The following is a 12,318-nucleotide window of genomic DNA, read 5'->3' as shown; positions in this document are numbered from 1 at the left end:
CGCCGCGCGTGTCCGGGCCGGCGGCTTTCCGACCCCCTGAACCGGCGTCAGCCCCCGGAACGCACCCCGACCTGATTCCTGGACCGGACCAACTCCGCCGAAGGCCTTGACGGGGTCATGCAAACAGGGCCACCTTGTACGGCAACCCGGTAAGGAAACTTTCCTAACAGAGGGGTCCCCCACATGCGCTCTCGAACACTGACCCTCGCGGCCGTCGCCGGTGCCGCGCTCCTCGCCACCGCCGCGCTCCCGGCGACCGCCGCCCCGTCCCGCGCCGCCTCCCCCGCCTCCGCCCAGGAGGGCTCGGTCAGCGCGTCCGCCCTGCTCGCCAAGGTGACGTCCTGTTCGCAGATATCGAGCGGCAAGTACAAGACCGACGACGAGACCTCGGCCACCGTCCCCGTGTGCGGCAAGAACGGTGCCGTGTTCTGGAAGGCCGACATGGACATCGACTGCGACGGCCAGGTCACCGCCCAGTGCAACGGCGACGCCGACCCCTGGTTCCAGGACGACACCGCCTTCCACCAGTCCGACGGCAAGCCGCTGCGGGCCGAGTCGCTGCCGTACGTCGTGGTTCCCAGCACCAGCAGCATCTGGAAGTACACGAGCTACGGGATCAAGGGCGGCGGGGTCGTCGCGGTGATCTACAACAACAAGGTCGAGTACGCCGTCGTGGGCGACACCGGGCCGACGCAGATCATCGGTGAGGCCTCGTACGCCACGGCCAAGGCCCTCGGCATCGACCCCGACCCGGAGACCGGCGGCGCGGACTCCGGCGTGACCTACATCCTGTTCAAGAACTCTCAGGTGTCGCCGATCGAGAGCCACACCGCGGCCGTGTCGCTCGGGGACTCCCTGGCGAAGCAGTTCCTCCAGGCCAACTGAGGCCCACACAGACTCGACGGGTGGGCGTGGGTGTCGTGGGCCGGTGCGGCGCCCACCCGTCGAACACGAACAGATCGCCGGCCTCCGCCCCGAAGGGGGCCTCCGCGTCCGTCAGTTGGGCTGGCCGATCGGCCGTACCACCACGGTGTTCACATCGACGCCCGCCGGCCGGCCGATCGCCCAGACGATCGACTCGGCCAACTGATCGGCCGTCAGGAGATCGCCGGGCGGAAGGCTCCCGTGGCTGTCCCAGAACGGTGTCTCCACCCGGCCCGGCGAGATCAGGGTCACGCCGACACCGAACTCCGTCACCTCCCGGCGGGCGTTCTCGGCGAGTCCGGTCACGGCCCACTTGGTGGCCCCGTAGATGTTGCCGGGTGTGTGGACGTGGCCCGCCACACTCCCGACCAGCACGATCCGGCCCCTCGTCTCCTTGAGAGCGTCGATCGAGGCCCTGATCAGCAACGCCGGACCCAGCACATTGGTCAGCACCATCTCCGTCCAGCCGGCCGGGTCGCCCCCGGCCACGGAGTCGTGCGTGGCGAAACCGGCGTTGGCGACGACGGTGTCCAGGCGGCCGAACTCCTTGAGCGTCGACTCGACCGCCGCCCGCACCTGGTCGTACTCGGCCGCGTTGCCCACGACCGTCAACAGCCCCTCAGGGCTGCCGAGTTCCTCGGCGAAGGCACGCAGCCGCTCCGCGCCCCGCCCGGTGACCGTCACCCGGTGCCCGGCGTCCAGCAGTTGTCGCGCGACCGCGGCACCGATTCCGCTTCCACCACCGGTGACGAGCGCGACAGGCGAGTCGTTCATCAATACCCCCGTATGAGTCCGATCGACAGCGGGAGTACATCACTTGAAGCGCTCTCGAAGTCAAGGACGACCGCGGCGGCACGGCGGGCGACACGCCTTGCCGGCCTCCGGACCGTGCGGGACGCCGGCGTCCCGGACGGCCGGACGCATGCCCGCCGGCCGGGTCACTCCGGCTTCACCGCGACGTGGACCGTGTGCGCGGTGAGCAGGAACACGTCCGGGCGGTGGTGCACGCCCGCCTTGTCCTGCGGGTCGAGGAGCCGGTCGAGGGTGGCGAGGTCGTCCGGGTCGAGCCCTTCGCCGAGCGCGTCGCGCAGGCGGGTGAGGGCGGTGACGACGAAGGCGCGGGCCTCGTCCGACAACGGGGCGGGAAGATCGACGAGGAAGGTCCGGGTCGCCGTGTGGCGCAGACCGGCCGCCGTCAGCAGGGCGGGCCAGTCCTCGGTCTCCGCCACCGCTCCGGGCAGTTCGGCCCGCATCCGGCTGAAGAACTCGTCGTGGACCACGTCGATCCTGGACTGCAGACCGGGGCGGCCCATCCCGATGTCGCGCGGGAGGTAGCGCGGGGGCAGACCGCCCTCCAGGAGGGCGAGGGTCCCGCCGGGCGCGAGAGCGCGCGCGAAACCGGCGAGCGCGGCACCCTGGTCGCCCACGTGGTGCAGGGACCTGCTGGCCCACAACAGGTCGGCCGGGTACTCCACCTCCCCCAGCCCGTCGGCGAGGTCGGCCCGCACCGTGCTGAAGCGGTCACCGACGCCGAGCCGCCCGGCCCGGGCGCGGGCGCGCTCCAGCAGGGATTCCACCCCGTCCACGGCGACGACCCGCGCCGCGGGGAACGCGTCCGCGAGGAGACAGGAGATGACACCGGGGCCACTGCCCGCGTCCACTATCAGCCCGGTCTCGGGCCGCTGCTCCCGCAGCCAGGCCGCCGCCTCGATGTACAGCGGGCTGAACAGCTCCGCCTCCTGCTCCAGCATGGGCACCATGTCGGCGAAGTCCATGTGGTCGTGGGCGTGCCGCGGCGTGTTCCCGTGGCCGTGCCGGTGGGTGTTCTCGTGGTCGTGGTCGTGCGCCATGGTGAGGGGCCTCTCGTCCGGATTCGTGCACAGCGTGCTCCACCGCTCCCGGAAACGGCGAACGATGTTGCTCGAACAGCAAATCCGGCGCTCGGAAAACCCGATGCGCCCGGGGCGGGCCTTCCCCGAGCATGGCCCCATGGACGACGACATGGTGGAGCGGTTCCTCGACGACGGTTTCGTGAGGATCGAGGGCGCCTTCCCGCCGCGCGTCGCCGAGGACGGTGCGCGGCTGCTGTGGAAGGAGACGGGGTACGACCCGGACGACCCCGGCACCTGGGAGGACCCCGTGCGCTGGGTGAGCAGCATGGCGCAGGGTCCGTTCGCCGCGGCGGCCAACTCCCCCGTACTGCACCGGGCCTTCGACCTGCTGGTCGGCGAGGGCCGCTGGCAGCCACGCTACGCGCTGGGCAGTTTCCCGTTGCGGTTCCCGCACCCGGACGAGCCGGACGACGCGGGCTGGCACATCGAGGGGAGCTATCTCCCCGACGGCCAGTCGCTGTACCACTCCAACCTGGCCTCACGGGGCCGGGCGCTGTTGATGCTCTTCCTGTTCAGCGAGGTCACCGAGGACGACGCCCCGACCCGTATCAGGGTGGGCTCGCACCTCGACGTGCCGCCGGTCCTGGCGCCGTACGGCGAGGCGGGCGCCTCGTTCCTCGAACTCGGTCCGAAGGTGGCGAAGGCGTCCGCGCACCGCCCGCTCGCCCTGGCCACCGGGCGGCCCGGCGACGTGTACCTCTGCCACCCCTTCCTGGTGCACGCGGCGCAGCCGCACCACGGCACGCGCCCCCGTCTCATGGCGCAGCCGCCTCTGTACCCGACGGTGCCCCACGAACTGGAGCGGGCGGACGGCGGCTACTCGGCGGTGGAGTCCGCGATCCGCCGGGGGCTGACCCAGGAGGCCTGACCCCGGCAGATCACCGGGTCAACGTCCTACGGCGGCGGATACGCGTTCGTCATCCGCTGCTGGAACCGCGCCGAGAACCAGTGCCCGGACAGCGGAGCGTGCGGCGGCGCGCCGGACATGCCGTCCGGTTCAGGGCCTGTCGCTGCCCCCCCACCCTCCGAGCCGCGAGGAGGAACCAGGCACACACACGCCCCGGTTCGGGCGGCCTCTACGCGTACAGACGGGCGAGCGCGGTCGCCGTCTCCGCGATCCGGTCCCGCAGTGCGGCGGGCTCCAGCACCTCGATCCCGGCTCCGAGGGCGAGGAACTCGTCATGGGCACGGTCGACGGACTCGATCGGCACGGTGACCCGGGTCCAACCGTCCCGCTCCCGCACGCCGCCGCGCGCCAGGGCGTCACCCGCGGCGCCGGTGAGCCGGGTCCCCGGGGCCACCCGGATCACCGCCTCGCCCCGCCGCAGCCGGCCGAGGAAGTCCCGTTGGTACGCCGTCCAGTACGCCGCCAGGTCGAAGTCCGCGGGGAGCGTGAACTCCTCACCGGTCAGGTCGAGTTGGAGGATCTGGTCGACGCGGAACGTGCGTGGTCCCGGCCCGGCGACCAGGTACCAGCGGCCGGCCTTCAGCACCAGACCGTACGGCTCCATGCGGCGCCGCACATCGGTGGGTTCACGCCATCGCCGGTACAGGACGCTCAGGACGCGGCCGTTCCAGACGGCGTCGGCGACGGCCGGGAGGTACGGGGTGTCGTCGCCGTCCGCGTACCAGCCCGGCGCGTCCAGGTGGAAGCGGTCGCTGATCCGGTCGGCGTGGGCCCGCAGTTCACGCGGGAGGGCGGCCCGGACCTTCAGCCGGGCGGCGGCGAGGACTCGCCCGAGCCCGAGCTCGGCGGCGGGTCCGGGCACGCCCGCGAGGAACAGCGCCTCGGCCTCGCCGGCCGTGAGTCCGGTGAGCCGGGTGCGGTAACCGTCCAGCAGCCGGTAGCCGCCCGCGTGACCCGCGTCCCCGTAGAGCGGCACGCCGGCGGCGTGCAGCGCCTCCACGTCCCGGTAGACGGTCCGCACCGAGACCTCCAGCTCCTCGGCGAGCTGGGCGGCCGTCATCCGCTCGCGTGTCTGCAACAGCAGAAGAATGGACACCAGACGGCTCGACTTCACTGACACAGGATGTCAGGGGACCGCCTCTACCGTCCTGCCATGACCTCGACGACCCCCGCGTCCACGGACGCCACGGACACCACGGACACCACGGAGGCCACGGCCCCCACCGGTTTCAGGGAGAAGTTGCTGACCGTGCCGCCGCCCATCGAGGTGGCCGGGCGGTGGATCAAGCGCTATCACGTCACCGCCGACCCGGCGGGCATCGCGCCCGACGTCGAGAGGGCGGCGTACGCGCTGCTGCCCGCGCTCCTCCCGGAGCCGGACGGCACCCCGCCCGCGACGTTCGTCGTCCTGCACCGGGGCGGCGACGACGGCGCCTACCTCAACGCGTACAGCTGGGTGTGGGACAACGTCCTGCACTTCCGGGGCGCGGCGGCGGGCCAGCCGGTGCTGGGCTGCCCGGACCGGGACCCCACCCATTTCGGGACGCTCGCCATGCCCTGGATCGGCTGCGTCTGGGAACTGCCGCCGATCCTGCACGAACGCGACGCCTGGGTACGGCACTTGCTCTCCCCCAGGGTCCCCGACCTCGCCGCCTACCTCGCCGACTCGCTTCCCGAGGGCACGACAGGAGACCGTTCATGAGCGGCCCGCACGACTTCGACTTCCTGCACGGCGACTGGAACGTCCACAACCGGCGCCGGGCGGACTTCCTCGACGACGGCAGCGACTGGGAGGAGTTCCCGGCCACGAGCCACTGCTGGAGCCTGTTCGACGCGGCCGCGAACGTCGACGAGTTGACGGTGCCGGGTCAGGGCTGGAAGGGGCTCACCCTGCGGTTGTTCGACCCCGTCGCGCGGGTGTGGTCGCTGAACTGGTCCTCCAGCCGGACCGGGAAGCTCTTCCCGCCGGTGACCGGGGTGTTCGGGGGCGACGGACGCGGGGTGTTCCACGGCGACGACACGTACGACGGGAAGGACGTGCGGGTGCGGTTCGTGTGGTCGGGGATCTCACCGGCCACGGCCCGCTGGGAACAGGCCTTCTCCGTGGACGGGGAGAGCACCTGGGTGACCAACTGGGTCATGGAGTTCACCCGGCCGGCGCCTTCCTGAACGCACGCAGCGCGAACCGCGGATCGGGGCGGGATACGTCCTGACCGGGCAGCGCTTCGAGCAGCGTGACGAAGTGCTCCGTCAGCGGATCGCCGGGCGCCAGCCGGGTGAACCAGCCGCGCCGCAGGTCCGCCACCGTTCCGCGCGGACTGCGGCCCTGCCCGTGGCCCCAGAACCGGCTCCGCCCGGCCGGGACGAGGCCGTACTCGCCGGCGTACGCCGTCACCCGGTCCGCCGCGTCCCGGGCGGACCGACGCGGTCGCGGGGCGAGTACGGCGTCGATGTCGCTGCCCACGTCGTGCGCGGCGGCCTTGTCGACGGTGGTGACGTACACCCCGCCCGGACGCAACACCCGCGCGCACTCGGCGACGATGCCCCGGACGTCCGCGCCGCTGTCGACCAGATGCAGCAGCCATATGCTGGTGACGGCGTCGAACGAGCCGTCGGGGAACGGCAGTCGGCGACTGTCGGCGCGTACCACCGAGCCGGGGAGCCGCGCCGCGGCGATCCGGGTCATGCTGTGCGCGGCGTCCACGCCTGTCACCCGCAGCCGTGGGCGTGCGGAGGCGAGGCGGCGGGTGACCGTTCCGGTACCGCACGCCGTGTCGAGCAGGTCGCGCGCTTCCTCGGGGACGAGGCCGAGCACCGCCTTCGCGGCCGCCTCGGCGCGGGGTTCACCACCGCGGGCGGCGTCGTAGTCGGCGGCCTCCTTCTCGTAGTCCAGCATGCCGGTCAGACGGCGCCGTGGCCCGGGGCGAGGTCCTCCACCCGGCGGGCGAGCGCGAGGTCGAGGTCGGTGACGGCGCCTCCGACGCTGTGCGTGTTCACGCTGAGGCTGATCGTGTCGTACCCGAGTGTGAGGTCGGAGTGGTGGTCGAGTTCCTCCTGCACCTGGGCGATGTGCACGACCATCGCGGTGGCGGCGGAGTGTGAGGCGAGGCGGTAGGAGCGGGTGAGGTGGTCACCGTCGAGCGACCAGCCGGGCAGGTCCGACAGACGCGCCTCGATCTCCTTCTGCGACAGGGGTTCGACGGGCATGACGTGGCTCCTTCGGTACGGCGTGCGGGGTTCGGGCGAGCGGCTTCTCAGCGTGCCACAGCCCTCACGCCGGGTCTCATCACCTGGGTTCCCCGTGTCTGCGGTGGTACGCGGGCTTGGCTCGAGCGGGGTCTCCGCCCTCTCTCGCCTCCGCTCTTCCACCTCAGCTCCGAAGTTGCATGCTCTTGAACTTGGAGAGCATGGCCCACACTTCGCCGCGGAGCCGCGGGCGGTAGTGTCCTCAGCGTGCTCGACGGTCCTGATGTCTCGGTGGCGCTGCGAGGCGGGGTGCGCTCCCGGACACACGCCTGGGACTTCGTGCGCTGGTTCGCCGACGCGTGGATGGGCCGGCCGCTGGAGCCGGCAGACGGTTGCGGCGAGGGCGAGTTGGCCGCCGTCGAAGCCGAGCTGGGCTTCGAACTCCCGGCTGCCCTTCGTGAGGGGTACTCGCTGTTCGGGCGCCGACAGGACCTGACCCGACGGCAGGACCCCCTGGTGCCGGCGACGGGGCTGTACGTCGCCGACGGTGTGGGCGGCCTCCTGGTCTTCCGCCAGGAGAACCAGGACTGCGCCTTCTGGGGAATCCCCCTGGCCGAGATCGAGCAGGACGATCCGCCGGTCCTGGTGGAGTCTCGGGACGGCTCGGTGCCGTTCCTCGATCAAGTGTCCCTCGCATGGGTGGAACTCGTGCTGAGCGAGTCGCTCTTCGGAGCGGACGACCTCCGTCTCTACGACGCCTGCGAGCTGCCGGAATCACTGTTGCCGAGCCTGCATGAGAGCTATGCCCGGGTGGACCTGCCGGACCATCCCCTGTGGGCCGGCGAGGGCGACTCGCCTGTGCCCTGGTTCTCGGCACCTGGCCGGCTGGTACGCAGAGATGGGATCCAGGACCACTCCTGGATCCACGCACGCGGACGCACGGCGGCTGATCTCGAATCGTGCGCAAAGAACTTCCCGGCCCCTGGGTCCGCTGAGGCCGCCTTGCCCGGCACGTCGACGGACCGGCACCTCATGGGGCTCGGGCCCGTTGCTACGCGGCCAGTGCTAGGGGGGTCCACGATGCGCGTGGTGAGGCATGGAGCGTCCGTGTCTGCAAGCGGTGGTGGAGACACGGGACCGGTCTTTGCGACAGATCGACGTCCCGGAACTACCGAAGGCCTTTCCCTGACAGCGCAGGGGCGGTGAGGCCGGCCTGACCACGGGGCTCCGCGTCCAGGAACTCAGGAAGGCGAACCGCTGAGCATCACACGACTCCGCACCACAGGCGCACCGGATCGAGCGGGAAACAGCGGGGACCGACGGTGAGGGCAACCGAGACTCCAAGTCCGCGCATCAGCCGTTCGCCCGGTCCAGCCCACCAACTGAGCGTAGAGCGCCCCAGCTTCCAAAGCTTGGGTCCCATACCTCCGGTGCTTGCACGAAACGCAGTTGGTGCGAAAGAGGTACCAGGCAGCCTGGAGATTGCATGGCAGGTGGAGCGCACTTGCAGGATCTGCTCTGAGCCTCTGCTTCGGGCGCCGCCTGTACGAACCGAGCGCCTGGCTTCGCACTCTGTGCTGACCTGGCTTATCCGATTGGATTAGAGGTCTCAAACAAGGGGGCCAATATGCCGAACAAGATCGCTCGGTCTGCTACCGCGCTCGCGCTCCTCGTCAGTACCTTTGGCGGCGTCATCGTTGTGGGCGCCACCACGGCAAACGCTGCAGGAACGTGCGACCACGCCAAAAACTACCAGCGCGCGATCGTGCCGGCCGCAGGGTCGGGAGTGGACTGTCTGCTCTTTGTCGGGAACACCGGCGAGGGCGTCCGGGCCCTACAACGCACGCTTCGAAAGTGCTATGGGTCAACCATCGTCGCCGATGGCGTCTTCGGCCGAGCCACCAGGGATGCTCTGAAGTACGCGCAGCGCCAGGCCGGGACCCAGGATGACGGCGTCTACGGCCCGAACACCCGGCGTGCGATCAAGCACTATCCGAGTTCCTGGTACCGCGGCTGCCAACGGGTGAGGTAGCGCCTCCTCGGATAGGTCATCCCACCCCGCCAGAAGAGCCACGTCCGTCTCAGTTTCTCATCCAGCCGGGTTGAGGGCCGTTCAGACGAGCCCGGCAGCCCTCCCGCCCTCGGCGGTCAACCGCCCGTGAACGCGGGCGAACGGTGCGAGCTGAGGGTCCCGCCACTCAGTACGGCCGCTGAATCTGGTGCTCTTCCAACGCCGTGGAGTAGCGGGTCAGCAGTGCGGGGAAGCGGCGGCCGGGCAGGCAGACCACAGCATCGTTCCCGCCGTCAGTGAACAGCTCTGCCTCAACGTGCGGCGACAACGACCAATGACGACCTCTGAGTCATGGCTGATCAGCGCCCTGACCTGCAAAGTTCCAGGGTCTCGAGATCCCCGATAAGACCCAGGCCAAGAAGAAGTAGCACGCACTGATCAAGCCCCTTACCCGCGGGTTTTCCGTCGGTAGGGGGCTTGTCGCTGTGCTGGAGCCGTCTCTGGGCCCTCACCTGCTTTCGGGTCGCCACGCGGCAGGACCGCAGACCGAGTGACTGGTGTGGAGGGGGATGGTGTCAGAAGTCTGGTCTAGGTTTGGCCCGTGATCCACAGTCGTTCCCATGCCGGGGCGCCCCTCGAGCCTGCCTTGCCGCCCTACCAGGTTGTCCTGGCGGAGACCGACTGGGGTTCGCTCCAGACGGCTTTCGGGTCCGGTGAGGGTCTTCCCAAGGTTCTGACGCAACTCTTGGAGCCCGATCCCAAGGTTCAGGTCACCACCTTGTGTGAGCTGGGTGAGCTGGTCGGCCACCAGAACACCATTTACGAAGCCACCGCCCCCGCCGTCATGTACGTCGCCGGCATCCTCACCCACCCGGCGGCCCTGACGCGACGGCCCTTTCGCGACATCCCCATCCGCGCGGCGTTGTTGGGCTGGCTGGCTTCCACGTTTCAGGACGCCTCCGACGAGATCGTCGCCCGCAACGAGGAGTACTTCCCCGGCTTCCTCTCCCCGGGCACCACCGTGGCAGCCTTCCGGGAGCTGCGGCCGATGCTCTACAGGGCCGTCGCGCCCTTCCTGCATGACAGCCACGCGGATGTGCGGGAAGCCGCCGTCATCGCCGCGCTCGTCCTCGCCGAACACCCCGCGCTCGCCGGGCACCGTGATCACCTCGCCGTGCACGCACGCCGCATCCTGGACACCAGCAGCAACGACCCCAACCGTCGCCTCGCGTGGAGGGCCCTCGAAGCATGGGGCCACAATCCGCCCGGCTCGGAGCCTCTTTCGGAGGAGGCCGAGTACCGGCGGCCGCACAGCGATGGCCGCGGCGATCTCGAACCTCCCTTCTGACCGATACACGCACGGCACACCTACGAACCATGGCAGCAGGTGAGAGACACACCGCCCCAAGGTCGCGCGTGCCACATCCATGCCAAATCGGGCGGGCGACAACGGAGAACGGCGGGGACCAGGCCACCGATCAGCCAGGCTCCGCGCCCGCTCCGCCGCAGGTCGGCCAAGCAGCCTCCCGCCGAGAACCCAAGCTTCCCAAGCTGAGTGTGTAGTGCCAGCCCTGGCTTGGTATCGGGGCGCCGTTGCAGGCCCGGCTCTTCCAACGACGCGACGCGTGGTGGTGTTCTGGCTTCATGGACAGTGCCGTACCAGTTCTCGTTGCAGTGCTGGGCGCGCTGCTCGGTTCAGCCGCGACGTACCTCTTTCAACTCAAGTCTTCGAAGCAAGCGGAGAATCTTGCTCATCAGAGGGAGGTGAGGTCAGAGCGCATGGCGGTCTACAGCGAGTTCGCCGGAGCTGTGACCGAGTTCAGGAGATGCCAGTACAGGCGATGGCACAGCGATCACGGGAGCCCTGATAACGGGGGATCCGAGGCAGTCCTAGAGGCTTATCGGGCCAGGGGAATCGCGCACCATGTCGGCATCCAAGTTCAACTCGTCACCAGTGACCCAGCGCTGATCGAATCGTCTCGCGGCGCGCTGGAAGCCGCTGCCGCCATGCATCGAGCCGTAAGCGCCGAGCAGCTCCGCGCCAGGGACGACGAAGCCGTACGTTCGTTGGAGCGCTTCATCATGTTGGCCTCCGGAGACGTGCAGTAGGCCACCTCTGTGTCCTCGTCACAGGCGAGTCCTGGGCCGTCCCTGCGGCCGTCCGAGGCCGCTCAACGGTGGCCGATGGCGACCAACGACGACCACCGGACGCACGAGCCCGCAGCCCCTGAACTGCTGTGCGCACTCCAACCTTCCACCGCCATTCGACCGCTTCTGGGAGGAGACGGCGCAGGATTCAGATACGGGGCGAGCCCACGAGTTCAGGCACCTGCGTCAGCTCTGGCACGACGCCAACCATGATCCTGCGCCGACGCGGCCCTTCCGTAGGCGGTTGCGCCGGAATCCGTGGCGACGAGCTATGACGACGGCACGACACTCGACGGTCACCCGCACCACTACCGCACCAGTCCCGGCGGGGAACAGCGGGGAATCACGGTGAAAGCCACCGCGGCCGACAGTGCCGCGGCATGACCGCTCGCCCCGGTCGACGAACCAACCAGCCGCACATGATCGCAGCTTCCCGCCCTGAGGCACCACGTGCGCCCGCGCAGACGAAACCCGTAGGCTGCCGCCCATGGTGACTGCGACAGTCCGCGAGTGGAACGACGAGGAGGGGTGGGGCGTGCTCGACTCCCCCGAGACCCCCGGCGGCTGCTTCGGCCACTACTCCGACATCCAGCTGACCGGCTTCCGCACGCTGTCGCCCGGACAGCAGGTTGACCTCACCTGGGAAGCTCCTGGCTTCCAGCAGGACGGGTACGACTACCGCGCGGTGAGCATCGTGCCTCGGCCTGCCTGACGTCCCCCTGACTGTGAGGATGCCGGTGGTGCCGCCCTGGGGGCCTGTCCCCCCGTCCGTGGTGGCGCACGACCACGGTCCCCTGCGGTCCGCGGCGGCGCCGCAGCCTTTGCCGCGGCAAGCAGTAACACCCCATCGATCGAACTCCCGAAGCGATGGCCAGCGGCAACCCGTGCCCTCCCTGGCCGGACAGCCCCAGCCTCCGTATGGTCTGCGCCAGGGACGAGTAGGAAGAACAGTACGAATTGCGCGGGGAGCAGGGGACAGTGAGCAGGAGACGTTACGTTGCCAGAGGGGTGCCAGGTGGCTACCGCATCTGGGACAACCGAGGTCGCCGATGGTGGGGCGATCTCTACGAGTTGTGCCCTGACGATCTCCTGACCGAGCTCAATGGTCAGGCAGACCTAGGGCGGATCACCACGCTGATGAAGCGCTACCGCGCGCAGAAGCGATAGGCGGTACCGAGCACTGCTCGCCCATGACGCACGGTTCCCAAGTTGAGGTCCCGGGGCCCCCGTCAGAGCCTGCCAGGCCGCGG

At 69.8% G+C, this 12,318-nt stretch carries 17 protein-coding genes; 11 read left to right on the top strand and 6 right to left on the bottom strand.

What is annotated here, in order from left to right:
* Nucleotides 1-183: 183 nt before the first annotated feature.
* Nucleotides 184-885, top strand: a complete 702-nt coding sequence (locus tag ACFV2J_RS06180; RefSeq protein WP_385094904.1) for a glycoside hydrolase family 75 protein — start codon at nt 184-186, stop codon at nt 883-885.
* A 111-nt stretch (nt 886-996) separates the two neighbouring features.
* On the opposite strand, the gene ACFV2J_RS06175 is transcribed toward ACFV2J_RS06180, so the two are convergent.
* Nucleotides 997-1,698 (bottom strand): SDR family oxidoreductase, encoded by a 702-nt coding sequence (locus tag ACFV2J_RS06175; RefSeq protein ID WP_385094886.1) that lies wholly within the window; start codon nt 1,696-1,698, stop codon nt 997-999.
* A gap of 164 nt (nt 1,699-1,862) precedes the next feature.
* A complete protein-coding gene (locus ACFV2J_RS06170) occupies nt 1,863-2,774 on the bottom strand; it encodes a class I SAM-dependent methyltransferase (RefSeq protein ID WP_385094889.1) in 912 nt (303 codons plus the stop codon).
* A gap of 139 nt (nt 2,775-2,913) precedes the next feature.
* On the opposite strand from ACFV2J_RS06170, the gene ACFV2J_RS06165 reads away from it, so the two are divergent.
* Nucleotides 2,914-3,684 carry a phytanoyl-CoA dioxygenase family protein gene (locus ACFV2J_RS06165; RefSeq protein ID WP_385094892.1) on the top strand — a complete coding sequence of 257 codons (771 nt, stop codon included), beginning with the start codon at nt 2,914-2,916 and terminating at the stop codon, nt 3,682-3,684.
* A 208-nt stretch (nt 3,685-3,892) separates the two neighbouring features.
* Here the strand turns inward: ACFV2J_RS06165 and ACFV2J_RS06160 are convergent, their stop codons facing one another.
* Complete coding sequence (locus ACFV2J_RS06160) at nt 3,893-4,837, bottom strand: helix-turn-helix transcriptional regulator (protein WP_385094895.1); 945 nt, start codon at nt 4,835-4,837, stop codon at nt 3,893-3,895.
* 135 nt (nt 4,838-4,972) lie between these two features.
* Here ACFV2J_RS06160 and ACFV2J_RS06155 point away from each other — a divergent pair, with 135 nt between their 5' ends.
* Both ACFV2J_RS06155 and ACFV2J_RS06150 read left to right on the top strand, forming a co-directional pair.
* Complete coding sequence (locus ACFV2J_RS06155) at nt 4,973-5,425, top strand: hypothetical protein (RefSeq protein ID WP_385094907.1); 453 nt, start codon at nt 4,973-4,975, stop codon at nt 5,423-5,425.
* Nucleotides 5,422-5,892 (top strand): hypothetical protein, encoded by a 471-nt coding sequence (locus ACFV2J_RS06150; RefSeq protein ID WP_385094898.1) that lies wholly within the window; start codon nt 5,422-5,424, stop codon nt 5,890-5,892. The genes ACFV2J_RS06155 and ACFV2J_RS06150 overlap by 4 nt, the downstream gene beginning before the upstream one ends.
* Here ACFV2J_RS06150 and ACFV2J_RS06145 read toward each other — a convergent pair.
* Together ACFV2J_RS06145 and ACFV2J_RS06140 are read right to left on the bottom strand one after the other, a co-directional pair.
* A complete protein-coding gene (locus tag ACFV2J_RS06145; protein ID WP_385437503.1) occupies nt 5,870-6,619 on the bottom strand; it encodes a class I SAM-dependent methyltransferase in 750 nt (249 codons plus the stop codon). The two genes, ACFV2J_RS06150 and ACFV2J_RS06145, sit on opposite strands and share 23 nt — an antisense overlap.
* Nucleotides 6,620-6,624: 5 nt before the next feature.
* A complete protein-coding gene (locus ACFV2J_RS06140) occupies nt 6,625-6,930 on the bottom strand; it encodes a 4a-hydroxytetrahydrobiopterin dehydratase (protein WP_385091583.1) in 306 nt (101 codons plus the stop codon).
* 246 nt (nt 6,931-7,176) lie between these two features.
* Between ACFV2J_RS06140 and ACFV2J_RS06135 the strand changes: the two genes are divergently transcribed.
* On the top strand, nt 7,177-8,115 hold the full coding sequence (locus ACFV2J_RS06135) for an SMI1/KNR4 family protein (protein WP_385091580.1): 939 nt from the start codon (nt 7,177-7,179) through the stop codon (nt 8,113-8,115).
* Between the two features lie 421 nt (nt 8,116-8,536).
* Nucleotides 8,537-8,941: a peptidoglycan-binding domain-containing protein gene (locus ACFV2J_RS06130; protein WP_385091578.1), complete on the top strand. Its 405-nt coding sequence runs from the start codon at nt 8,537-8,539 to the stop codon at nt 8,939-8,941.
* A gap of 166 nt (nt 8,942-9,107) precedes the next feature.
* Here the strand turns inward: ACFV2J_RS06130 and ACFV2J_RS06125 are convergent, their stop codons facing one another.
* Nucleotides 9,108-9,248, bottom strand: coding sequence for a DUF6959 family protein (locus tag ACFV2J_RS06125; RefSeq protein ID WP_385091575.1), 141 nt, complete (start codon nt 9,246-9,248; stop codon nt 9,108-9,110).
* 273 nt (nt 9,249-9,521) lie between these two features.
* Between ACFV2J_RS06125 and ACFV2J_RS06120 the strand changes: the two genes are divergently transcribed.
* From ACFV2J_RS06120 to ACFV2J_RS06100, 5 genes are all read left to right on the top strand, one after another.
* Complete coding sequence (locus ACFV2J_RS06120; protein WP_385091572.1) at nt 9,522-10,268, top strand: hypothetical protein; 747 nt, start codon at nt 9,522-9,524, stop codon at nt 10,266-10,268.
* Nucleotides 10,269-10,564: 296 nt separating this feature from the next.
* Nucleotides 10,565-11,029, top strand: coding sequence for a hypothetical protein (locus ACFV2J_RS06115; RefSeq protein WP_385091569.1), 465 nt, complete (start codon nt 10,565-10,567; stop codon nt 11,027-11,029).
* 297 nt (nt 11,030-11,326) lie between these two features.
* On the top strand, nt 11,327-11,452 hold the full coding sequence (locus ACFV2J_RS06110) for a hypothetical protein (RefSeq protein ID WP_385091567.1): 126 nt from the start codon (nt 11,327-11,329) through the stop codon (nt 11,450-11,452).
* Between the two features lie 103 nt (nt 11,453-11,555).
* The gene (locus tag ACFV2J_RS06105) at nt 11,556-11,780 is read left to right on the top strand and encodes a cold-shock protein (RefSeq protein WP_385091564.1); all 225 of its coding nucleotides are present in this window, start codon (nt 11,556-11,558) and stop codon (nt 11,778-11,780) included.
* Between the two features lie 266 nt (nt 11,781-12,046).
* Nucleotides 12,047-12,235 (top strand): hypothetical protein, encoded by a 189-nt coding sequence (locus ACFV2J_RS06100; protein ID WP_385091561.1) that lies wholly within the window; start codon nt 12,047-12,049, stop codon nt 12,233-12,235.
* Nucleotides 12,236-12,318: the final 83 nt, after the last annotated feature.

The organism is Streptomyces sp. NPDC059668 (assembly GCF_042734135.1).
Lineage (GTDB): Bacteria > Actinomycetota > Actinomycetes > Streptomycetales > Streptomycetaceae > Streptomyces.
Note: the sequence above shows the minus strand (reverse complement) of the source record. Positions and strands in the feature narration are given on the sequence as shown.